The sequence below is a fragment of the Flagellimonas hadalis genome (assembly GCF_007785775.2).
Classification (GTDB): Bacteria; Bacteroidota; Bacteroidia; order Flavobacteriales; family Flavobacteriaceae; genus Flagellimonas; species Flagellimonas hadalis.
Window position 1 is genome coordinate 180,818 of record NZ_VNIK02000007.1, and the last position, 24,074, is coordinate 204,891.

The following is a 24,074-nucleotide window of genomic DNA, read 5'->3' on the forward strand; positions in this document are numbered from 1 at the left end:
TACTATATATCATTGTTTTACAATATTTTAAAAACAAAATAATACTTATCTTGTATTTCATGTTTTTTGTAAAAAACACAACAAACGGATAAATTGCGCTTTATGGACACAATCAGGGGAAATTATGGGTAGTCTCAAATCAATTTTTTATCTATTTATTACGTTTTGCCATCTAGAAGGGAGAATCAAGGAAGACAGTCTAAAATTCACCTTTAAATGCATCCTTGCGTTTCTTGTTTTTTTGCAGCACCTATCCCCTGTCCAGGGTCAGGTCAAGGGCATTGGATTGCCCAGTATCACGAACTATACAAAAACAGAATATCAAAGTGGCACCCAAAACTGGGACATAGATCAAGATACCAATGGCAATGTCTATTTTGCCAATAACAATGGGTTGCTGCAATTTGATGGATCCACTTGGCGAACCTATAAAATACCCAACTCCAACAATGTACGGTCTGTAAAGTTCGACCCCTCGTCAGGAAGGATCTATGTAGGGGCATACAATGAGTTTGGATACTTTGAATCAAGTGAAGATGGTGGGCTTTCCTATGTTTCCCTAATTCCTAAAATTTTGGAATCCAAATACAGGTCCACTGATTTTATCTGGAACATCCATCTTTTCCAGGACGAGGTCATTTTTCAGTCTTTTGGAACTGTGTATGTACTTAAAAATGAGAAAATTACTCCAATGCCAGCGGAAGGCAGATTCCAGTTTTCATACAAGGCCGAAGACAAGCTTTACTTTCAAGAGGTGACCAAAGGAATCTTGGAGTATAAGGATGGAAGAATGTTCGCTTTACCAGGGACAAATTCACTGAATTCCTATGAAATCTGGGGAATCTTTTCACTGGAAGACGATACATTATTGATCGCCACATTGGAAGCAGGCCTCTTTATCCATGATGGGCAACATGTATACCCCTGGAACACTGAGGCAAATCAATTCATCAAAAACAACAGTTCATTGGGCGGGGTAAAGATCAATGAAGATCTCTTTGTCCTCAACTCGGTTTTAGGAGGCATTGTCATTTGCAATTCCAAAGGTGGGGTTGTTCAACAAATAGATTTAAAAAAAGGCCTAAAGAACAATACCGTATTGAGTTCCTTTTTAGATAATTCGAACAACCTTTGGTTGGGTCTGGACAATGGGATTTCCTACCTGAACATCAACTCACCCTTTACCTATTTCAGCTCCAGCCTGAATTTGAGTTCCGTATATGCCACTGTGGTCCATAACGAAAACCTCTACGTGGCCACCAACCAAGGTGTATTCTATCACAAATTGAACGGGACTTTTAAGGACGATTCCTTCAGATTGGTGGAAGGGACCGCTACCCAATCATGGAACATACAGGTAATTGCGGGCGAACTGATCTGCGCCAACAACAAAGGGGCCTTGGTCATTAACGGTAACAAGGTGAGCCGGGTATTGGGACATACAGGCTATTTTGGTTTCAAGGAAATCCCTGGGCTTCCCGGATATATCTTGGGATCCAACTATGGGGGTTTCTCACTTTTTAAGATGGGTCCAAGAGGTATTGAATTTCAGAACAGGATGGATGGTTTTTATAATTCTTCCAAGGATTTTGAAATGGATGCCGATTATGTCTGGCTCCTTCGCGATCAGTTCCTATACCAGCTCGAATTGGCGGATGACCTCCAGACCTTATCCATAAAAAAAAGGCACACGTCCTTAAACGGTGATGGCACCGGCATCAATACCCTTAAAAAAATAGACAACACCCTTTATTTCGTTTCTGAAAACCACTTCTATAGTTATTCCAAAGAGTTGGATGCCTTTCGAGAAGATTTGGTACTAAGTGGGCTCTTCAAGGGGCTCCCTACCATTAATTCCGTAGCTAAAGATACCCATGGAAATTTATGGTACACCTACGATCAATCCAATGAAATTGGGGTGCTCATGAAATTGGAAGGCCCCGGATACACCAATGTACTAGAGCCCTTTTCCAATCTTACGGGAAACCTTGTGTTCAACTACCTATCGGTGAACACGATCGATCCAAACAATATTTTTATTGGCTTGATCAATGGCTTGGCGCATTACGATTCCCAGTTTTCCAAGGAAAACATAGCCCGCCCCAAAGCCTTTATCCGAAGTTTCTCCTATGGGGATCAAACCATTGTACAGGGCAATCCCCAGCATAAAGAAATGGAATATGGACTTCCCTATGCCAACAATAACGTGAGTTTTACATTTTCATCCCCTGATTTTGAAAGTGGCAAGAATATTCAGTATTCCTACCAACTGGAACCCTTTGACAAACAATGGAGCATTTGGTCCAAACAAGCCCTGAAGGAATATACCAATCTCAGGGAAGGCACCTATACCATGAGGGTAAAGGAAAAGAACAGCTATGGTGTGGAATCGGAGCCTGCATCCCTGACATTTACCGTGAGTCCGCCATGGTACCGACATCCCTTTGCCTATATCGGATACTTTATTATGGGCTGTCTGATCATTTATTTGATCAGGTTACAGGTTCAGGCCAAAATCAGGAAGAACAAATATTATGAGACCATTGAGCAGCGTAAGTTATATCTGGAAAAGGAGTCCAAAATACGCATAGAGCAGTACCGTCTGGAAAAAAAGATACAAAAACTCAATAAGGAAAAACTAAAGACCAAGATTTTGGCCAAGGACAAAGAATTGGTGAACAACTCGCTCCAAGTGGTAAAAAAGAACAAGACCTTGAGCAATATTGTCCAAAAATTGAAGGAAATGGATATTGAGTCCATGAACGAGGAAACCAAGTCCCAACTCACCACTTTGAAGAAAAACATTCAAAAGGAAATTGGTGGCAACAGTTGGAAAGACCTTGAAAAACACATCAAAAATGTACACTTTGAGTTTTTGAAAAGACTCAAGGAAAAATACCCCCATATTTCGCCAAGGGAACTGGATCTATCCACCTACCTGCTCATGAACATGTCCACCAAGGAAATTGCCCAAGTGATGAACATATCCAATGGCGGTGTCGAATTGGCCCGCTATCGGCTACGAAAAAAACTCGGCCTATCCAGAAAAGAAAACCTTTCCGGTTTTTTGATGAACATTTGATTGGTCGATTGTTTTTCAGTGCATGGTGGCCTTTCTCAAAAAATGCCAAATATCTTTATTGAGTCCAATCTTGATCTACCATCCAAAGTCGTTTCAAACCTATGCAAATTTTTCTGGTTTAAAATCCCCTGGACGTCCATGGTCCCGTGATATCCATTTTTAATTTTCCACAAAAGCATTCATCCTGAGTATGGTCCCATCTGGATTATGTATAAGTTCGGTCATTTTCACACTTCTCAAATGCGTCTTTCCACCCGACATGGAGCTATCATGGAAAAACAACCACCACTTGCCCTGATATTCCACTATGGAATGATGGTTGGTCCAACCCAATACGGGATCAAGGATCACGCCTTGGTACGTGAACGGGCCATAGGGATTATCGGCAATCGCATAAGCGATGTTGTGTGTATCCCCTGTGGAATAGGATAAATAATAGGTGTCATTGTATCGGTGCACCCATGCTGCCTCAAAAAACCTGCGGGCGTTGTCCCCAGCCTTGATGGGGTCACCATTTTTATCGAGTACAAGAACATCCTTGGGTTCTTCGGCAAAACTGACCATATCATCGTTCATTAGGGCAATCTTGGGAGCGATGGCGGGTTCATCATCTGTAGGATATTGGTCCTCACCAAGGTATTTACCATCTTTCCATTGTTGGAGCTGTCCGCCCCAGATACCTCCAAAATACATATAATATCTGCCATCGGTATCCTCAAAAACCGCAGGGTCCATACTATAGCTTCCCTCGATAGGGAGATCCAACGCCTTGAAGGGACCTGCTGGCGAGTCACTTTTGGCCACACCAATGTGAAAGATATCTTTTTTGTCCTTCACTGGAAAATATAAAAAGTATTCCCCTTCCTTTTCGGCGGCATCGGGGGCCCACATTTGTCTTCCGGCCCAAGGCACATCATCAATATGCAGTGCCAATCCATGGTCTGTCACCTCTCCCCCTACACTATCCATGGAAAACACATGGTAATCCTCCATATTGAAGTGACTGCCCAGATCATCTTCCGGAATACCTGACTCAAAATCGTGGGAGGGATACACATATAGTTTCCCTTCAAAAACATGGGCCGAAGGATCGGCGGTATATAATTTGGAGCTTAGGGTATATACAACATCTGGGGTTCTCCCGATAGTATCCGCCACAATGCTATCATTCGTAGCGACCTCATCGGGCATTTTCTTTTGTTGCTTACAGGAGGCGGCCAAAACCAGTAAAAATGACAAAATACCTGGAAGATAAAATCGAGTTGGGTTGTTTTTGCAGGTGAAAATTGTGTTTTTCATAGGATAATGTATGGATTTAAATGTTAAAAATACACATTAATATGGTATAGCAATCGTTTGCTTAGTCTTTTTAAGGAACCTATTCAGTTGTATATCCATAGTTTAAGCCCTATAAATAGGGCTTATCAAATATTTTTCAGCTCAATTTTAAATTTTTTTACGCAACCGATTGCGTCAACAAATATAATGTGTATATTTATCACATTCTAAATATTATGTACACTTTTTTGTCATAATGGAACGAATTAACTAAACAAAATAAAAACTTAGTAACATGACTAAACAACCATTAACTGTTCACACAAATAACAGGGGGACAACACCTTTGTTTTTGTACTTGACAAGCCTTTTGCTGTTCGTGCTTTCCACCACTACTGTGCTAGCCCAGAATACCATACAGGTATCCGGTTCCGTCACCGATACTTCGGGCGCTCCTATTCCAGGGGTTAGCATCATCGTGCAAAACACGACAAATGGAACAACAACAGATTTTGACGGGAACTACGTAATTGAGGCGGCTTCCAATGCCACGTTGGAGTTCCGCTATCTTGGATTCGTAACACAAACGGTTGCGATCAATGGTCGATCCACAGTAAGTGTCCAGTTGGCAGAAGACACCCAAGAATTGGATGAGGTAGTCGTAATCGGCTATGGAACGCAAAGAAGGGAGTCCGTAACGGGTTCGGTAGTTTCCATTAAAGGCGAAAGCCTGAACGAGGTGCAAAGTGCCAACTTCACCCAAGCCCTTGTGGGACGTGCCGCTGGTGTAAATATTTCCTCTACCAGTACGCGGCCGGGAGCTGCGCCACAAATTCAAATTCGTGGTGTACGCTCGCTTACTGCCTCAAACGACCCCCTTATTGTATTAAATGGTATTCCTTTTTCTGGGGGACTGAGTGACATCAACCAAAACGACATTGAGAGCTTGGACATCTTAAAGGATGCCTCGGCCACCGCAATTTATGGGTCTAGGGGAGCCAATGGCGTAATCATCATCACAACAAAGTCAGGCACAAAGGGGCAAAAGGCACAATTCACTTACAATTCCTATTATGGCACCAAGGAAGTATTTGCCAAACTTCCCGTAATGAATACGGCCCAACTATTGACATTACGGGAGATTGCCGCTGCCAATGGTACAGGAACGCCCACAGGAAATGATGAAAGTGTTGATAATGATACCGATTGGCAAGATTTATTGTTTGGATCATCGATGCAAACCGCGCATGATATCACTGTACAAGGGGGTACTGAAAATGGTACCTACAATGTAGGTTTGGGCTATTTTAAAGAGACTTCTCCTGTTCCTGGCGATTCTTTTCAAAGATATTCCCTACGTTTTTCATTGGACCAAGAGGTGGGCAAATTATTTCGCTATGGGGTAAACTCAGTGATGAACTATAGTATTACCAATAGTATAGTCGGTCCAGCCGGGGTGTATACCGCATCACCGCTTTTAAGTCCTTATGATGAAAATGGAAACTTTTTGGAATCTGTTAGACTTACGGATGGCCAAGACCAAGTATTTATCCCCTCGCGAAATGAAATCAGCCGAATAGGAAAACGAAGAGCAAACGAACAATTGGACTTCGGTACCTATAACAACATTTACGGTGAACTTAAAATGCCCTTTATTGCTGAAGGCCTTAAGTACCGCCTCAACATTGGTCTTAACCTAAGGTCGAGCAGGGATGGTGATTTTACGGGACAGGGTGTCTTTAGTTTTAATCCGGATCAACCTAACTCGGCCAGTTACGGTACCAGTCTTACACGGGACTATGTAGTTGAGAACCAATTGATTTTCGACCGCATCTTTGCCAATAAGCACAAAGTGAATTTTGTGGGGCTTTTCTCGGCTCAAGGAAATGATTTTGATAATTCCTTTATCCGGGTTCAAAATATACCGGACGAAAACGATTTATGGTACAATACGGATTCAGCCTTATTGGAAGATGTAATGGATTACGATACCGGTTATACAGAATGGGGGCTGTTATCTTTGATGGGAAGGGTGTTGTATGAATATGACAACCGTTACCTGCTTACCGCTACCATCCGTTCAGATGGATCTTCCCGATTATCTCCCGGGAACAAGTGGTATACGTATCCTGCGGTATCCGTGGGGTGGAACATTGCCAATGAAGCCTTTATGGATAATGTTGATGCGATCAACCAATTAAAATTAAGGGCGGGCTATGGAGAAACCTCCAATCAGGCCATTGATCCTTTCTCAGTTCAAGGACGACTAAACGGTGGTGACACCAATCCTGCATATAATTTCGGTGATACCTTTTCAAATGGTTTTGTGGTGACCCAATTGCCCAACCCAAATTTAAAATGGGAGTTTTCGCAAACCTATAATTACGGTATTGATTTTGGGCTGTTCAACAATCGACTCTCAGGAACGGTCGAGTATTATGAAACCAAGACCAACAATATTCTGCTTAACCTCGGCCTACCAAGTACTTCTGGTGTAAGCAACGTAACCAGCAATGTGGGTAAAACAAAGAGTAATGGTGTGGAAATAGCACTGAATGCCACCCCAATCCAAACTTCGGATTTTACCTGGGATATAGGTGTTAACTTGTATACCAACAGAAATGAGATTGTGGAATTGGCATCAGGTCAACAAGAAGATGTAGGTAACCTTTGGTTCGTAGGCCAACCCCTTAGCGTTATTTTTGACCATGAACGATTGGGATTGTGGAATGCCGATGATGAAGGAGCTGAATTTCTAGAACAATATGAACCAGGCGGTAATCTGGGTATGATTCGGGTTCGATATACCGGGGAATTTAATCCGGATGGTTCTCCTGTTCGACAAATCAATGCTGATGACAGGGTAGTTATAGATCCAACTCCAGATTTCCGAGGAGGGTTCAATACCCGTTTGGCTTACAAGAATTTTGATTTTAACATGGTGGGTTCCTTTCAGAGTGGAGGTATTTTGGTAAGCACCCTACACAATAATAACGGTAACACCATGAGGCTAAATGGTAGGGGAAACAACCTTAACGTGGAGTATTGGACCCCGACCAACACAGATGCCAAATATCCTGCACCAGGGGGCATAGGGGGAGACCGTCCAAAATATGGTAGTACCTTGGGATATTTTGATGGCTCTTACCTGAAAGTACGTGCCATGACCTTGGGCTATAGGTTTGACCCCAATGTGATCAAGGCAATGGGAGCCAAAAATTTATACCTATATGCCACAGTACAAAACCCATTTGTACTATTCTCCGATTTCAACGATGCATCGGGATTGGATCCAGAAATAACAAATTCCGGGGTGAACAACGACGGAGTCCGGCAAAATGCGGATATAAATACAGCAGGTCTTATTTCCGGTAATATCCCGACTATTGGTACCAACGTACCATCTACACGAAATTATTTATTTGGATTAAATGTAACTTTCTAAAAAAATGACTGTGAAAATTAATTTTAAAGCTAAAGTGATTACGGTTCTTTCTGTTGCCTTTTTATTGGGCTCCTGCACAAAGGAAATTATAGAAGAGAACCCTAGAGGACAATTTACCCCTGATTTTTTCCAGTCAGAGACTGGTGTTCAGGGCGGAGTGGTGTTCTTATATGAAACCATGAGGGACATATATGGGAACAACGGTTTCTTTAACGCTACGGAAAACGGTACGGACCATTATACTTGGGCAGAGTCTGCAACGGGTGATTTTAAAAACGTGGACTTGTCCGGTGAAGGACAGATTATATCAGATGAAGGTGCAACGGCTGGGGTATGGTTTTCGAGTTTCCCAGCAATAAACACAGCCAATGGTATTTTGGAAAATGCAGAAGCTGTAGGATTGGACCCTGCCCTTGTTGCCGAAGTACGGTTTTTTAGGGCATTTTATTACTTCTTATTGGTACAGACCTATGGAGGCGTACCATTGGATCTGGGGTCTGGAGAACTTGCATTCAATAGGTCTGCGGTGAGGACTTCGACACGAAACACGGTTCCTGAAGTATATTCAAAAGTCATTTTTCCCGATCTGGTTACGGCCGTTAACGATTTACCTGAAAATCCGAGGTTGACCGGTACGGTAACCAAAAATGTGGCCAGACTCATTTTGGCCAAGGCGTATTTGACCTATGGCTGGTGGTTGGAGAATCCAGAAGGGATTCCCACATACCCCGAAGCTCCAAGAAACGATCTCGATGGTAACGGTGCTTCATTTTATTTTCAAGAGGCATACGATTTGGCCATGGATGGTATTCAAAATCCCGGCCCTTACGGCTTGTTGGAGTATTTTTATGATGTTCACGAAGGCTCCAATGATCGACACGAGGAGATGATGTTGTATGCCGACCGTACCCAGGATAACGAACAGTTCAATGGTGCGCCGGTAACAGGTTGGGGGACCACTTCCAACAGTGCCAACACCGCAGTTTGGATGGCGACATCCAATTATACCACCATCAGTGTCGATGGTGTTCCTGCAGTGCAACGGCAATCCGTTCAGAGCCTTGGTAGACCATGGACCCGTATGGCACCTACCATCAACGCTTTGACTGAGAACTTTACCGATAAGGATATAGATTCGCGTTACGATGGTACTTTTACGACCAGTTACCGAGGCAATTGGGACCAAGGAGGCGATCCTACCCCATCATTGACTGGTGCCAACGGCTTGGAAATAGAACCGGGCGACGCTGTCATCTCATTTTTGGATGAATATGATCCGGCTGTGGTGTATGAAGACAATGGAGCGCCCATAAACGGTGCCAATATTGGTGGTGGAGTATTACCGGGAAGAGCAGATTATGTGATCAATTTAAACGAATTCAATAGAAGGTTTTATCCCGGTTTATGGAAGACAGGACCCTTCCGTACCGATAACGAAGGAGGTCTGGGCCAGCCCAATGTACCAAATACGCGCCCTTATCCCATAGCCAAGTTTTCGGAGTTCTATTTTATTGCTGCTGAAGCTGCCGTAAAAGGTGCATCCGGAACAATGAGTGCCAGGGATTTGATAAATGTGCTTCGTGCCCGTGCGGGTAAATGGAGATTTGACAATGGAGAGCAAGAGGAGCGGATTGAAGACAACAGTGCCGCAATGGTGGCTGCCACTCCCATGACCATTGATATCGATTATATCTTGGCTGAGCGTTCACGTGAGTATTTTGGTGAAAGTATCAGATGGTATGATCTGGTACGTACCCAAAAATGGAGTGAAATTGCTGGATCATTTGAAATTGTGGCAAGTATCATTGCAACAGATCATGGCCCTGCGACCACCATATCACGGGAAATCCAGCCTTATCATTACTTAAGGCCTATACCACAAGGTCAAATAGACAATTTGGATATGACCGATGCCGAAAAAGCCACATACCAAAATCCTGGATATTAAGAATAGTAATTGAGTAAATTTCATATAATTAGTTTGAGTTAGTTATTTTAGTTGCGTAAAGAAGGAGGCTGTCCCAAAAGACAGCCTCCTTTGATTATGGAGGGCAATGGGCAGCAAACGAACCACACAATTTATCCCTGCACCAAAGACCTTCTTGTAATAATGAATACCTTTATTTAAATGAAGATTCTTGGAATATCTGCCTACTATCACGACGCTGCCGCTGCCTTAATTGTGGATGGCGAAGTAAGGTATGCTGCCCAGGAAGAACGGTTTTCAAGGATAAAAAATGATGCTTCCTTTCCTGCGGAAGCCATTCAATTTTGCCTGGCCGAATCTGGATATGCCCTTGAAGACCTCGATTACGTAGCATTCTATGATAAGCCCTTCCTAAAATTTGAACGGCTTCTGGAAACCTACTACGCATTTGCACCCAAAGGCTTCAGATCATTTGCCATGGCAATGCCCGTTTGGTTGAAGGAAAAGCTCTTTACAAAACAAGTAATCCGAAAACAACTGAAAAAAATCGGCGGACCACATGCACAAAAAATTTCCATTGTATTTCCAGAGCACCATTTATCCCATGCAGCCAGTGCTTTTTACACCTCTCCATTTCCCAAAAGTGCATTTTTGACCGTAGATGGGGTTGGTGAATGGACAACAACTTCATACGGGCTGGCTTCTGGTGACAAAGGAATTGAAGTACTGGGAGAACTCCATTTTCCAGATTCGTTGGGGCTATTTTATTCATCCTTCACCTATTTCTTGGGATTTAAAGTGAATTCCGGGGAATACAAAATGATGGGCCTTGCCCCCTACAGTAACCACAACTCCAAAGCTGCGCAAAATTTTGTTGCCATTATCCAAGAAAAATTGGTGGACATCAAAGCCGATGGTTCCATCAAACTGAACATGGACTATTTTGAATATCCCGTTGGTTTATGGATGGTCAATCCAAAAAAATGGGAAACCCTCTTCGGATTCAAAAAAAGAACAACCGATGAGCCTTTAACGCAAATGCATGCCGATTTGGCTTTTGCGGCGCAAAAGGTTTTGGAAGAAATCGTCCTTAAGCTGGCCCATCACATCAAAAAGGAAACACAAGCAGACTATTTGTGCTTGGCCGGAGGGGTTGCCCTGAACTGTGTTGCAAATTCGGCAATATTCAATGAAAACATTTTTAAGGATGTTTATGTACAGCCCGCTGCAGGTGATGCCGGAGGGGCCATTGGGGCAGCATTGGCCACTGCCCATTTAAAACAAGATTTGAACTTCACTGGATATAAAAAAGCGTTCAACCCCTATGTGGGCCCATGTTATTCCAATTTAGAAATAGAACGATTGTTGCGCAAACACAAATGCTCCCATCAACATTTTAAATCGACCGATGAACTTCTACAACTAACCGCACAACATATCGGCGATAAAAAAGTGGTGGGATGGTTCAGGGGGCGCACAGAATTTGGTCCAAGGGCGCTGGGCAATCGGAGCATCCTTGCAGACCCAACAGACCCTGAAATGCAATCCAAGCTCAACCTAAAAATAAAGTTTAGGGAAAGTTTTCGGCCTTTTGCCCCTGCGGTTTGTGAAGAGGATTATGACACCTATTTTGAGCCAGGTAAACATTCAGCATATATGCTGTTCACAAATCCCGTAAAGGAGTCCCTAAGAATACCCCTACCCAAAAATTTTGACGAACTTAGTCTGGAAGAAAAGCGTAGAACCCCTAAATCCAGTTTGCCCGCCATTACCCACGTGGATTGTTCAGCCAGGGTACAGGTGGTGAAAAAGGAAGTCAACCCCACATTTTGGAGTTTACTACAGGCCTTTAAAAATTTAACGGGGAACGGAGTGCTCATCAACACCAGCTTTAATGTTAAGGATGAGCCTATTGTAAACACGCCAGAAGATGCTTACCAATGTTTCATCAACTCAGGCATGGATATTTTGGTTTTGGAAAATTATGTAATTGAAAAATAATGGAGTTTTTAAAAGAATTCTTTCTATTTCTAAAAGAGCGCAAAAAGTGGTGGTTGGTGCCCCTGATCATCATATTTGTGCTATTTGGCATACTTATTTTTTTAACCAGTAGTTCCGCATTGGCACCCTTTATTTATACCCTATTTTAATGACTCGGGAAAAAGCTTTTGAGACCATCCTTGTTTTGGCGCTGGCATCGCTCATAATCTCGCTATGGCTGAATGTGGACTGGCTGGAGTATGTCGCCATTGCTTTTTTGGCCATTGGCATTATCTCCAAGAGTGTTTCAATGGCCATTGCCAAAATATGGCTGGGCTTCTCACATTATCTGGGCATTGTGATGAACTTTGTGTTGATGTTCATCATCTTCCATTTTATTTTGATTCCCTTGGCGTTCTTACAACGCTGGTTTGGCAACAATCAGATTCGACGCAAAACAAACGGGAACACTTATTTTCATCCACGTAACCACCACTATTCCAGCAAAGACATCGACAATCCTTGGTAAGTGTCAGAGTAAGATTTACTCCAGTGAAGCTTTCATGCTCTTAAGGTACCGGCTTTTCTTAAAGTAATATTCCGCATAGGCATCGTCCCCTAATTTCTGGCACATCTCCCCTGCCATTTCATATACTTTAAACTGCTCCGGGAACTCAAAAATTAAGGTCTGGGCCACTTTAAGGGCTTTTTTGTAGTCTCCGTCCTCATTGTATTTATGGTAAGCCTGTGTAATAAGATACTGCCATTGTTCCTGATGGTTATGTAGATTGATGGCGGTTGTTTCCTCAAAGGTTGGGTTTTGGGTCACATAATTGTACCCGACCGGTTTGGTTCCGGACATGCTCAAATCATAAGGCCATGACTGTTTAAGGATTTCCACCGCCAATTTCCCTTTGAGCGAATCGATTTGGGTCACTGGAATATCATCAAAGGCCTCTTCATAAGGCACATAATGTTCCCAATCTTCCAATAGGTTCAATGCTTTTACCTTCTCATAAAAAGCATCTGCCATTACAAAATAACCTTCCACATTGGGGTGCACATGCTCGGCCACCAATTCATCGCCTAGAATCCCATTGGGTACCTTTGACTCAAATATGTTCTTCATGTCTACCAAAGGTAGTTTGCGCTCATGGGCCTGCCCCATAATCACTTCATTGATTTTCTCCGGAGCCCGAAACCGAAGCAGGTCCAGTTCTTTGGCCAGGTGCAGGTACTTTTTGGCGGAATCTGGGTTCCGCTCCAGATAGTGTTGTCCCAAAATGTAGGCGGCATCTGCATTATTCTGTGCCAATTCATGCACCTCCGATTTGTTTTCTTCTATTGATTCAACAAAGTTTTCTTTGTCCAGATCATCGCTGATAAAAGGTTTTACATCCTTTTCATTGGATACCAAGGTGGAAAGGATTACTGGAATCCCATGACGTTCGTATTTATCCAAAATTCGTTTCAAATTACCCTCAAATTGGGATATTCCTGCCACAAAGGCTTCTGAATTCAACGGAATTTCCTGCTCTTTGGCCATAACCTCCATTAAAGTGGTCTCGGTAACCGATTTCTTATTTTGGGCACCTGTACCCATCAAACCCGTTAGTGCATTTTCAATCAGTTGAAAAAAACGAAGGTTCTTGAGCTTTAAATAACTCCTTACCAAAACGGGGTGACTCCCAACCGAAGCTGAGGATCCCACGCCCAAAGCACCATAGTACTCATTGTGTCCGGCATAAATGATCACCAAATCAGGCTTCTGATCTATGATCTTGTCCGTTACATCCCACAAGGTATATGAATTGACGGCGGTGATTCCCGTATTCACCACTTCAACGTTCTTCTCAGGAAAAGTTCGGGAGAGTCGATGCTTCAATAACCTTGGAAACGAGGCCCCCCGATAAAATGGATACCCCACCACCGTTGATGCTCCTTGGACAAACACCCTAAAAGTACTGTCGGTTTTTTGCCGTAGGAACAGATCAAATTGACTGTCCGCTCTAAAATCAGTGTCCTTAAAGTATTTTTTGGATAGATTGGGATTGACAACAAGATACTCTACCCCGTTTTCCCCTCTCACCCTATTGAAAAGCTGGTATCCCTCCCCATATCCGAAGAGGCGTAAAACTACCTCAACCAACAAAATCAGGATAATTGGAAGTGCGGCAGCGATGATTCTAAACAATATTTTTTTCTTCAAATCCAGAGTGTATTAGTATTCAAAATCAAAACTTTTGGACAATCGGAATGAATCGACAAACACATAAGGTTAATGAAATTGTGGTTTGGATCGATTCAACAAAACAAGTATCGTATTTCATACGCAATCGATTGCGTTTTCTAAATTTATTAATTATTTTTGAAGGAAATCACTACCATCGCTAATTTACTGAGATTATTATAACAATTATGCAAAATCGATTGTTGACCAAAGGAAATGCTGAACAGGGTAAAATGAGGGTTTTTCAGTACAAATCAACGTGATTAATCTATAAACATGCACATAAAAACAAACCATGAACAAATTCCTGATCCTGATTTTATCCGCAATCGTCTTTGCAGGTAATCAATCCACGCAAGCGCAAACAAACTCCTTGAAAGAAGCGTTCAAGGATAAATTTTTAATGGGCGTTGCCATCAATCGCTCCCAAATAAACCAAGCAAACAAGGAAGAAATCGACCTGATTACATCGCAATTCAATGCATTGACCGCAGAAAATGACATGAAATGGATGTATCTGCACCCCAAACAGGACGAATTCAATTTTGAACAGTCCGACAAATTGATGGAATTGGCAGAAGCCAATGATATGTTTGTGGTGGGCCACACCCTTGTATGGCACAGCCAATTGGCCCCGTGGGTATTTAAAACGGCTGAAGGGGACACCATTGACAATGCCGAACTGACCAACCGCCTAAAAAACCATATTTCCACTATTGTAGGCAGGTACAAAGGAAAGATAAAAGGCTGGGACGTGGTCAATGAAGCTTTGGCTGAAGATGGATCCTACAGAAAATCCCCATTTTTTAAAATAGGTGGGGAAAGCTTTATTGAAAATGCATTTCGGTTTGCCCACGATACAGACCCAGAGGCCGAGCTATATTACAACGACTACAACTTGATCAATGCGGACAAAAGAGACGGTGCCATCCGCATCGTAAAAAACCTAAAAAGCAAAGGAATCAAAATAGACGGTGTGGGCGTCCAGGCCCATTGGAGTTTGAATGAACCTTCCATCGAGGAAATTGAAACTGCCATTGAAATGTATGCGGCAACCGGGGTTAAAGTGATGTTCACCGAACTGGACATTTCAGTCTTGCCAAGCCCTTGGGAAAAGTCAACCGCGGATATTTCAACAAGGTTCGAAAACAGCCCTACCATGAATCCATACCCAGAAAGCCTGCCCGATTCAGTGCAGACCCAACTGGCAAACCGCTATGCTGAAATCTTTGAACTTTTCAACAAACATTCCGATAAAATCAGCAGGGTCACCTTTTGGGGATTACACGACGGCCTATCCTGGAAAAACAACTTCCCCATCCGTGGAAGAACGGACTACACCTTGTTGTTCAATCGGGAAATGAAACCCAAAAAGGCCTACCACGCCGTAATCCAAACCGTTGAAGACTAACATACACCTTATATTTATACAAAACCCATGAGAACAAGCACGGATTTCCGTTTTTTCATATCCCATTGCTTAGCAGGATTGTTGCTGATTCCAGTGTTCGTATCCTGCAAAGGGGAACCAACACAACAAACTGGCGGTGAAACGAACAATTTGGAGAAAATAAACACCCTTCCTACGGAAGATTCCTTTCCCGAAACTTCATTCTTGACAACCGATAAGGCAAAAAGTGGGTTCACATTGGTTGAAAACGGGGTTCCTGCCAATATTTTAGTCAGTGAGTCCGATCATCCCGGTGTTTTACGAATAGCCGGAATGTTTCAAAAAGATTTGGGCCATGTCTCAGGGCAAGAACCGGAACTGATCGTGGGTGAAGCGCACCAAACACAAAACCTCATCATTGTGGGGACTCTGGGCAAAAGCAGTTTGATCGATAAGTTGGCCCAAGAAGGCAAAATTGATGTCACCGAACTGGACGGCAAATGGGAGCAGTTTTTGATCATTCCGGTTCAAAATCCCATGGATGGGGTGGAAAATGCACTGGTCATCGTTGGAAGCGACAAGCGGGGCACCATCTTTGGCATGTTCGACCTTTCGGAAAAAATGGGGGTTTCTCCTTGGCACTGGTGGGCCGATGTTCCCATAAAGGTCCGCAAAAACATCTATGCAAAACCAGAAACCTATACCCTTGGCGAGCCCAAAGTGAAATACAGGGGCATCTTTATCAATGATGAAGCACCGGCCCTATCCGGTTGGGTGACAGAAAAATACGGGGACTTCAACAAGCAATTTTATGAAAAGGTGTTTGAACTCATCCTTCGGATGAAGGGCAATTACCTGTGGCCCGCCATGTGGGGAAGGTCGCTTTGGGACGACGACCCGACCAGTGCCCCTTTGGCAGATGAAATGGGGGTGGTTTTGGCCACATCGCACCATGAACCCCTGATGCGCTCCCATGTGGAATGGGACCGTTATGGGGAAGGTCCGTGGGATTATGAAAAGAACCCCGAAAAGCTCCGGGAATTCTGGCGAGAAGGTATGGAACGCACAAAAGGACAGGAAAAGGTCGTCACCCTTGCCATGCGCGGAGATGGGGATGAAGCCATGAGTGAAGGAACCAACATAGACCTACTCGAAAAAATAGTGGAAGATCAGCGGGAGATTATTGAAGAAGTCACCGGCAGGCCCATTGAAGAGACCCCTCAGGTATGGGCACTGTACAAAGAAGTCCAGGATTATTATGACAAGGGAATGCGGGTTCCCGACGATGTGACGCTATTGCTCTGTGATGACAACTGGGGACAGGTACGCGTTTTGCCCGCTTTGGATAGTGAGCCCCGCAAGGGAGGTTACGGCATGTACTACCACTTTGATTTTGTCGGCGGACCCCGAAGCTATAAATGGCTGAACACCACCCAAATTGAGCGTGTATGGGAGCAAATGCACCTCACCTACTCCTACGGTGTGGATGAGATTTGGTTGGTGAACGTGGGCGATATCAAACCCATGGAATTTCCCATCAGTTTCTTTTTGGAGTATGCTTGGAACCCAGAGGCCTTTCCTGCGGAAAAGCTACCTCAATATTATACCGAATGGGCCCGAAATCAATTTGGAGCCACACATGCCAAAGAAATTGGAGAAATCATAGCATTGTACACCAAATACAATTCCCGTAGAAAACCGGAATTGATAGAACCGACCACCTACAGCCTTGAAAACTTCAATGAAGCGGAAAACATGGTGGAAGATTACAATTCCCTTGTGGAAAGAGTAAAAAAAGTGAAGGAACAATTGCCGAAGGAAGCGTATGATGCTTTTTACCAATTGGTGCAATATCCGGTGGAAGCTTGTGCAAACCTCAACGAAATGTATGTAGCTGCTGGCAAGAACAGGTTATACGGATTTCAAGACCGGGCCTCGACCAATTTCTATGCCGATAAAACAAAAGAACTGTTCTATAAAGACGCGGAATTCACAACCTATTATCACGATTCTGTGGCCAATGGCAAATGGAACCACATGATGTCCCAGACCCACATGGGGCATATCAGTTGGAGTGATCCCGCTTACAATAAAATGCCTGCGGTGTCCTATATCCAATCCGGCACCGAAGCCAATTTGGGTTATGTGGTAGAAAATGGCATCAGCAGGTCCCGATGGCTCCCAAGTGGGCTCAACAGCCGCAGCTTTTCCACTTTTGACCCCATCAACGATCAAAACTATTATGTAGAGATCTTCAACAAGGGCAAAGAAGCGTTGACCTATACCATTACCACAGAAAACGATTGGATAAAATTGTCCTCAGCGGGAGGAACCGTTCAATATGGGGAAAAGGTCTATGTGAGCATTGATTGGGACAAAGCCCCAAAAGGACAGGTTTCCGGGGAAATTGTCATCAGCGCCGCCAATGCGGAGGAAGGCACAAAGGTAAGCGTCCCCATCCGAAATGACATTCCCGAAGGGATAACCGGTTTTGTGGAAAACAATGGCATTGTTAGTATTGATGCGGTGAACTATCAAAATACCAAGGAAACGGATAACGTCTCATGGCAGGTCATACCCAATTTGGGACGCACAGGATCGGCGATAACTTCCATGCCCGTGACCGCATCCAAACAAAATCCAAGCGAAAATGGCCCTTATTTGGAATATGGAGTCTATCTTTTGGATGGAGGAACCTATAACTTGACGACCTATTTTTCGCCAACTCTTAATTTCCAGAAAGATGAAGGCCTGATCTATGCCGTTTCCATTGATGGCGATACACCCCAAATGATAAATTTGCACAAAGATGCCACAGCAGCGGATTGGACCTACCCGACTTGGTGGAACGAAGCGGTAAAGGACAACATCATGAAACAGACCGTTCTTGAAAAAGAATTGTCCGCAGGGGCCCACACCATAAAGTATTGGGCCGTTGATCCCGGGGTGGTGTTGCAAAAAATCGTGTTGCAAAAAGAAGGCGTCAATGCAGAGAACTATTTGGGTCCACCAGAAAGCAAGATCATTAAATGATTTTTTAAATTAAACCATACCGTAAACCCATCATTGTGAAAAACAGGCAATTTTTAATAACATTCATCCTACTGGTGTTCACGGCCACAGCCGGAATGGCCCAAGTAACACTCCCAGAAATCATTCGAGATAGTATGGTCTTGCAGCGCAATGCAAACATCATTATCTGGGGATGGGCATCCGCAGGAGAGCAGGTAACGGCTACTTTTAATGGCAAGCAACGAAAAGCGACTGCCTCAGCAGAAGGAAATTGGAGTGTGGAATTTCCCAAAATGAAGGCAGGTGGCCCCCATACACTCAAGATTTCAGGTAAAAACGATATTCTACTAAAGGATATCTTGATCGGGGATGTATGGTTGTGTTCCGGGCAATCCAACATGGTGCACCAAATGAATATCCATGATGTTACCTACGCCAAGGATATTTCCAATGCCAATTATCCAGAAATACGGCATTTTAAAGTGCCCACAAAAACAGACTTGCAGGGACCCAGCAAGGATTTGGATGGTGGGACTTGGAAGGCTGCTGTGTCCGATGAAGTCCGACCTTTTTCTGCCGTTGCCTACTTTTTTGCACTCAAATTGTATGAAAAATATCAGGTTCCCATCGGATTGATCAATGCCAGCGTTGGCGGTACGCCCATAGAAGCGTGGATAAATGAGCAGGGTTATCAAGGATTCCCTGAAAAATTAAAAATCATAGAAGAAAACAAGGATACTGCTTTTGTGAACAGCCATGTTAGAAGGGGCTTTTCAGGAAATCAGGGGGCCAAGGAACCTTCGGACAAAGGACTTACTGGAGAAATCCCTTGGTATGAGGTGAACTTCACGCCCAAAAACTGGCGCAGGATCAACATTCCAGGGTATTGGGAAGATCAAGGGGCCAGAGACCTCAATGGGGTGGTCTGGTACCGAAAGGAAATTGTGCTGCCCCCCTCCATGTCCGGCCAAGAGGCCACTGTCTTTTTGGGCAGGATTGTGGATGCGGATGAACTCTACATCAACGGAAAAAAAGTGGGAAATACCACCTACCAATATCCCCAAAGAAGATATGACGTGCCCGCAGACCTCTTAAAAGCCGGCAAGAACATTTTTGTCATCCGGGTGACCAATAATTTTGGAAAAGGTGGTTTTGTGCCGGACAAACCTTATTATATTTTTACGGACAAGGATACCGTCGACCTAAAAGGATATTGGCAGTATAAGGTGGGAGAAGTGTTCCCTCCCATTGATTTCTCTTCTTTTTCAAGAAATGAGGAGGAAGAGCCCCGCGAAAGGACCGTAAACCCCCAGAATGAGCCCACGGCCTTGTACAATGGTATGGTGGCGCCCTATATTCAGCTTCCCATAAAAGGAGTGTTGTGGTACCAAGGGGAAAGCAATGCTGGTAAACCTGAAGAATATTTAGATCTTATGCATGCCTTGATCAATGGGTGGAGAGGAATTTACAAAGATCCCGAGCTGCCCTTTATCTATGCACAGCTGCCCAATTTTGGGGATGTGACCTACTCCCCAACGGAGAGCAATTGGGCCGAACTTAGGGAAGCACAGCTTAAAGCGTTGGGCGACCCCAACACCGCAATGACCGTAAATATTGATTTGGGGGAATGGAACGATATCCATCCGGACAACAAAAAAGATGTGGGGGAACGAATGGCCTTGGCGGCCAAAAAGATTGCCTATGGTGAAGATCTAGTGTATTCAGGACCACTTTATGAAGCTTCCCAGATAGACGGAGATAAAATCATCATTTCCTTTTCCCATATGGGCGGCGGATTGATTACAAATGATGGAGAAGCGTTAAGCAGTTTTGAGATTGCAGGGGAAGATAAAAAGTTTGTGTGGGCCGATGCAAAAATTGAAGGAAACAAGGTCATCGTTTGGAGTGATGAGGTGCCCAACCCAAAACATGTGCGCTATGCGTGGGCTGATAATCCGGACAATCCAAATCTATATAACGAAGAAGGACTTCCTGCATCACCATTCCGTACGGAGTAAATTACCTACCGAAGGCTAAAAACAAAAAGGGGAATTCGATGTCGATTTCCCCTCTTTCTTTTATTGAAAAATGCTGGCGGTTATTGAATCAATCCCTAAAAACAGGATCGTTTCCGGTATATTTCAAATATTCGAATGAAGCTGAGTTATTCGCTTTTTCTCCTGATGAAGTGGCATACATCCCATACAAGCAGCCGATAAATCCGCCGGCTTCCTTGGTACTTAGAAATTTGGCATCCACATCATCTTTGACCAACTGCCAGTCCTTTCCATTTATGGAATATTGGAAACTATACACATCTCCTTTTGACTCAATGGCCAGTTTAATCTCATCATTTTGTCCTTTTAAGGGAACTGCAGCCAGCTCTTCCATTTCTCCTCCATCAGGATTGCTTTTGTACAGTTGGATGACCCGCTGACCTTCTTTTTGGGATAGGGCCAAAAAATAAAAGTGTTCTTCGTTTTGAAAGGCCACCAAACCTGCTTTTTCACTTTCGCTTTGCGCCCTAAATTGCATTTCCGTCTCTGCTCTACTGTAGAGGTGTTGCTGCCGTTTTCCCACAAAGGAAGGGTTACCATACTCCGCAATGGTCTCTGGTTTTAGCTTTAGGACCAATCCATGTTTTTTTGAAATGGAAAAAGAACTGCTGTCCACCGTTCGCATAAAGAGCATTGAAGGGTCCAGGCCTTTTTTAAGGTCCAAGGTGTACTCAAAATTTCCAGACTGGGGCAAAGCTCCTTCCTGCAGTATTTCCTTATAATCGCCCTCATAGGCGTATTTTACTTCTTCTCCGCCCAAATCAAAATGGGGCCAGTCGTTCTTCCATTCGATGGGAGCAATAAATGTTTCGCGCCCGGTGTTGTAATAATCCCCTTCATAGGGCCTTACGGCCAAAAAAATGGAATAGGTTTTTCCATCTGGTCCTTCCACAAATTGGGCATGACCCGTGGATGTGATGGGGTTTTCCCTGTCTTCAGGCAAATGCCTTTGGGTAAGGATGGGATTGTTCTCGTAGGCCACATAAGGGCCTTTTGGAGATTTGCTCCTGAAAACCACTTCGGAATGATTGACCGATGTTCCTCCTTCTGCCGCGTACAGATAATACCAGCCGTTTCTTTTCCAAATGTGCGGACCTTCTATCCAAACCGGTTTTTGCGAAATGTCCACTCCCCCGTTCACCAATTGCGTTTCCTCACCAACAACTTTCAGGTTTTTATAGTCAAACTCATACATCCTGATGGTCCTATGCCCAGAATATAATGGTTTATTATCTGGAGCATCGCTATTATAAAGGATGTATGCCTTGTCGTTTTCCTTATCAAAATAGATAGAAGGATCGATTCCCCTGACTTCGGGAAGTTGTACAGGGTCGCTCCACGGTCCAACAGGGTCTGTCGCCGTGACCACAAAATTGCCCATATTATCGATATCTGTGCAACTCACATAAAATATCCCTTTGTAATAACTAATGGCGGGGGCAAACAATCCCCGGGTCATCCGCTCACCCATAAAATCCATTTGCGATGGACGATGGATAACGTTACCAACCTGCTTCCAGTTTTTGAGGTCCTTACTGTGCATGACCGGAATACCCGGAAAGTAGGAAAAAGTGGAATTGATCAAATAATAGTCAGTATCGACCTTTACGATGCTGGGATCAGGGTAGAATCCAGTCAGTATAGGATTTACGATAGTGGTTGATTGGGCTTTTGTGTACTTGGGGCTTAGAAATAGCAGTAAGACCAGCGGGAGTAAAACTATTTTTTTCATTTTGCTTTTGATGGTTTCAATTTATAGGAAATTCCAAGTTCCAATCCTCGTATTTCGGCCAAACCCTTAAGTCTTCCGATCAGCGAATAGCCTGGGTACTTTTCCTTGCCCTCAAAAGAGTGCAGGAATCCGTGGTCGGGTCTCATGGGAAGTGCCGTTTTGTTCTTGTTCATCAACAGCAAGAGCTTTTCGATGATTTCTTCCATGGGATTGTCCCCATTCAAATGCTCCGATTCCCTAAACCGTTTTCCATTCTCTCTCTTTACATTCCGCAAATGCAAAAAATGGATGCGATCTCCGTGTTCATCTATAATCCGAACCAAATTATTGTTGGGTTGTGCACCCAAAGAACCAGTACAATAACAAAGTCCATTGGCGTTTTCCGGAACTGCCGATAAAATTTCTGCGATATCCTTTTCCGTGGATACTACCCGAGGAAGTCCCAGGACCGAAAAAGGAGGGTCATCGGGGTGTATGGCCAATTTTAACCCAAGTTCTTGTGCCACAGGAGCAACCTCGGAAAGAAAATGGATCAAGTTCCTTCTCAGGGCTTCATCATCGATGCCCTTATAAGCGTTCAATATATCCAAAATCTTTTCAGGCGTGAAGCTTTCATCGCTGCCGGGCAATCCCAACAACACATTTTTGAAGAGTTTTTCCTTTTCCAACTCATCCAATGCGTCTCCGTAGGCCTTGGCCTCATCCAATTGTTCCTTGGTGTAACCATCGATTGCTCCAGGTCTTTTCAACAGATACACGTCAAAAAATATAAAGGCCGTCTCATCGAACAACAATGCCTTGGTGCCATCGGGATTGGTATAGGCATGGTCCGTGCGCACCCAGTCCAAAATGGGCATAAAGTTGTAAGTGACCACCTTGATGCCACACTCGGCCAAGTTTCGCAAGCTCTTTTTATAGTTCAAAATGTATTGCCCGTGGTCTCCCCCTCGCCTTTTGATATCTTCATGAACGGGCAAACTCTCAACCACAACCCATTCCATACCTTCGCTCCGGATGATTAGTTGCCGTTCTTGGATATCTTTCACCTCCCAAACTTCTCCCACCGGAATTTGGTGCAAGGCCGTAACAATTCCCGTGACACCGGATTCCCTGATATCCCTAAGGGATACCCCATCCTGGGGACCATACCATCGCATGGTCTGTTGCATTTTGATCATATGTTGTTCCTCTGTGCTCAAAATCCTATACTATTGCCGCCGTCAATGGGGAGTACGGTCCCTGTTGCAAATTTTGATGCGTCCGAAGCGAAAAAATAAACGGCATCCGCAATATCCTCAGGCATGCCCATTTTGCCCATGGGCGTTCGTGAGAAGACCTTGGCCTTCCGTTCCAGATCGGAGTCGAGGGCCTTGGCTGTCATTTTGGTCTTGATGAAACCTGGTGCGATGCAGTTGACCCGTATCCCATGTTCAGCAAGTTCTACGGCCATGGCCCGGGTCATACCCTCTATGGCGGTCTTGCTGGCCGAATAGGCGATCACTTTGGGCATGCCGTACTGTGCCGCCATGGAACTGATGTTGATGATGCTCCCGCCATTGCTTTGCTTCATTTTTTTGACCACTTCCCTACTGATGGCAAAAACACTGGACACATTGGTCCGCATTACTTCTTCAAACTCAGCATCGGTCACCTCCACAAAGTCTTTTTTCATATTGATGCCCGCATTGTTGACCAAAATGTCTATCTGCCCCTCTTTCTTGAAAATATCATCGACCATGGCCGGAATCCTTTCAAAATGGGTCAGGTCCATGATGACGGGAACGGCATTGGGGCCTATTTCGGCGCAGGCCTGCTCTGTTTTTTCCCTGTTCCTTCCCAAAATATATGTCCTTATGCCTTTTTCACAAAACTTTTTGGCAGTGGCAAGGCCCAATCCTGAGTTGCCCCCTGTAACTATGGCTATTTTTTTGTCCATCAATT

At 44.0% G+C, this 24,074-nt stretch carries 14 protein-coding genes; 9 read left to right on the forward strand and 5 right to left on the reverse strand.

All coding sequences use genetic code 11. From position 1 onward, the window contains the following. The first annotated feature begins 241 nt into the window (after positions 1-241). The gene (locus tag FOT42_RS11890) at positions 242-3,082 is read left to right on the forward strand and encodes a helix-turn-helix and ligand-binding sensor domain-containing protein (protein ID WP_226789878.1); all 2,841 of its coding nucleotides are present in this window, start codon (positions 242-244) and stop codon (positions 3,080-3,082) included. A gap of 159 nt (positions 3,083-3,241) precedes the next feature. On the opposite strand, the gene FOT42_RS11895 is transcribed toward FOT42_RS11890, so the two are convergent. Continuing rightward, positions 3,242-4,381 carry a glycoside hydrolase family 43 protein gene (locus FOT42_RS11895; RefSeq protein ID WP_226789879.1) on the reverse strand — a complete coding sequence of 380 codons (1,140 nt, stop codon included), beginning with the start codon at positions 4,379-4,381 and terminating at the stop codon, positions 3,242-3,244. Positions 4,382-4,712: 331 nt separating this feature from the next. On the opposite strand from FOT42_RS11895, the gene FOT42_RS11900 reads away from it, so the two are divergent. From FOT42_RS11900 to FOT42_RS11915, 5 genes are all read left to right on the forward strand, one after another. Further along, entirely contained in the window at positions 4,713-7,805 is a 3,093-nt protein-coding gene (locus tag FOT42_RS11900; protein WP_226789880.1) for a SusC/RagA family TonB-linked outer membrane protein, read from the forward strand. Positions 7,806-7,809: 4 nt separating this feature from the next. Then, a complete protein-coding gene (locus FOT42_RS11905) occupies positions 7,810-9,753 on the forward strand; it encodes a RagB/SusD family nutrient uptake outer membrane protein (RefSeq protein WP_151890789.1) in 1,944 nt (647 codons plus the stop codon). Between the two features lie 180 nt (positions 9,754-9,933). Beyond that, positions 9,934-11,733 carry a carbamoyltransferase family protein gene (locus FOT42_RS11910; protein WP_151890790.1) on the forward strand — a complete coding sequence of 600 codons (1,800 nt, stop codon included), beginning with the start codon at positions 9,934-9,936 and terminating at the stop codon, positions 11,731-11,733. Further along, positions 11,733-11,882 carry a DUF5989 family protein gene (locus FOT42_RS18340; protein ID WP_220113944.1) on the forward strand — a complete coding sequence of 50 codons (150 nt, stop codon included), beginning with the start codon at positions 11,733-11,735 and terminating at the stop codon, positions 11,880-11,882. The genes FOT42_RS11910 and FOT42_RS18340 overlap by 1 nt, the downstream gene beginning before the upstream one ends. Continuing rightward, positions 11,882-12,241, forward strand: a complete 360-nt coding sequence (locus FOT42_RS11915) for a hypothetical protein (RefSeq protein WP_151890791.1) — start codon at positions 11,882-11,884, stop codon at positions 12,239-12,241. The genes FOT42_RS18340 and FOT42_RS11915 overlap by 1 nt, the downstream gene beginning before the upstream one ends. 15 nt (positions 12,242-12,256) lie before the next feature. Here the strand turns inward: FOT42_RS11915 and FOT42_RS11920 are convergent, their stop codons facing one another. Next, on the reverse strand, positions 12,257-13,921 hold the full coding sequence (locus FOT42_RS11920) for an SGNH/GDSL hydrolase family protein (RefSeq protein WP_151890792.1): 1,665 nt from the start codon (positions 13,919-13,921) through the stop codon (positions 12,257-12,259). A gap of 316 nt (positions 13,922-14,237) precedes the next feature. Here FOT42_RS11920 and FOT42_RS11925 point away from each other — a divergent pair, with 316 nt between their 5' ends. From FOT42_RS11925 to FOT42_RS11935, 3 genes are read left to right on the forward strand one after another with little or no spacing between them, the layout of a single operon-like run. After that, positions 14,238-15,353 (forward strand): endo-1,4-beta-xylanase, encoded by a 1,116-nt coding sequence (locus tag FOT42_RS11925; RefSeq protein ID WP_151890793.1) that lies wholly within the window; start codon positions 14,238-14,240, stop codon positions 15,351-15,353. A 27-nt stretch (positions 15,354-15,380) separates the two neighbouring features. Next, entirely contained in the window at positions 15,381-18,365 is a 2,985-nt protein-coding gene (locus FOT42_RS11930; protein ID WP_151890794.1) for a glycosyl hydrolase 115 family protein, read from the forward strand. Positions 18,366-18,400: 35 nt separating this feature from the next. Beyond that, positions 18,401-20,362: a sialate O-acetylesterase gene (locus FOT42_RS11935; RefSeq protein ID WP_226789881.1), complete on the forward strand. Its 1,962-nt coding sequence runs from the start codon at positions 18,401-18,403 to the stop codon at positions 20,360-20,362. Positions 20,363-20,450: 88 nt separating this feature from the next. Here the strand turns inward: FOT42_RS11935 and FOT42_RS11940 are convergent, their stop codons facing one another. The 3 genes from FOT42_RS11940 to FOT42_RS11950 are packed head-to-tail and all read right to left on the reverse strand — an operon-like array spanning position 20,451 to position 24,069. Next, positions 20,451-22,133 (reverse strand): glycoside hydrolase family 43 protein, encoded by a 1,683-nt coding sequence (locus FOT42_RS11940; protein WP_151890795.1) that lies wholly within the window; start codon positions 22,131-22,133, stop codon positions 20,451-20,453. Further along, complete coding sequence (uxuA, locus tag FOT42_RS11945) at positions 22,130-23,302, reverse strand: mannonate dehydratase (protein ID WP_192938387.1); 1,173 nt, start codon at positions 23,300-23,302, stop codon at positions 22,130-22,132. Before uxuA ends, FOT42_RS11940 begins: the two co-directional genes overlap by 4 nt. A 26-nt stretch (positions 23,303-23,328) precedes the next feature. After that, positions 23,329-24,069, reverse strand: a complete 741-nt coding sequence (locus tag FOT42_RS11950) for an SDR family NAD(P)-dependent oxidoreductase (RefSeq protein WP_151890796.1) — start codon at positions 24,067-24,069, stop codon at positions 23,329-23,331. Positions 24,070-24,074 lie beyond the last annotated feature (5 nt).

Excerpts from the sequence above, each read along its gene's own strand:
- FOT42_RS11950 (WP_151890796.1), bottom strand. The coding sequence starts at position 24,069 with ATGGACAAAAAAATAGCCATAGTTACAGGGGGCAACTCAGGATTGGGC.
- FOT42_RS11915 (WP_151890791.1), top strand. The coding sequence starts at position 11,882 with ATGACTCGGGAAAAAGCTTTTGAGACCATCCTTGTTTTGGCGCTGGCA.
- FOT42_RS11895 (WP_226789879.1), bottom strand. The coding sequence starts at position 4,381 with ATGAAAAACACAATTTTCACCTGCAAAAACAACCCAACTCGATTTTAT.
- FOT42_RS11910 (WP_151890790.1), top strand. The coding sequence starts at position 9,934 with ATGAAGATTCTTGGAATATCTGCCTACTATCACGACGCTGCCGCTGCC.
- uxuA (WP_192938387.1), bottom strand. The coding sequence starts at position 23,302 with ATGCAACAGACCATGCGATGGTATGGTCCCCAGGATGGGGTATCCCTT.
- FOT42_RS11930 (WP_151890794.1), top strand. The coding sequence starts at position 15,381 with ATGAGAACAAGCACGGATTTCCGTTTTTTCATATCCCATTGCTTAGCA.
- FOT42_RS11940 (WP_151890795.1), bottom strand. The coding sequence starts at position 22,133 with ATGAAAAAAATAGTTTTACTCCCGCTGGTCTTACTGCTATTTCTAAGC.
- FOT42_RS11905 (WP_151890789.1), top strand. The coding sequence starts at position 7,810 with ATGACTGTGAAAATTAATTTTAAAGCTAAAGTGATTACGGTTCTTTCT.
- FOT42_RS11925 (WP_151890793.1), top strand. The coding sequence starts at position 14,238 with ATGAACAAATTCCTGATCCTGATTTTATCCGCAATCGTCTTTGCAGGT.
- FOT42_RS18340 (WP_220113944.1), top strand. The coding sequence starts at position 11,733 with ATGGAGTTTTTAAAAGAATTCTTTCTATTTCTAAAAGAGCGCAAAAAG.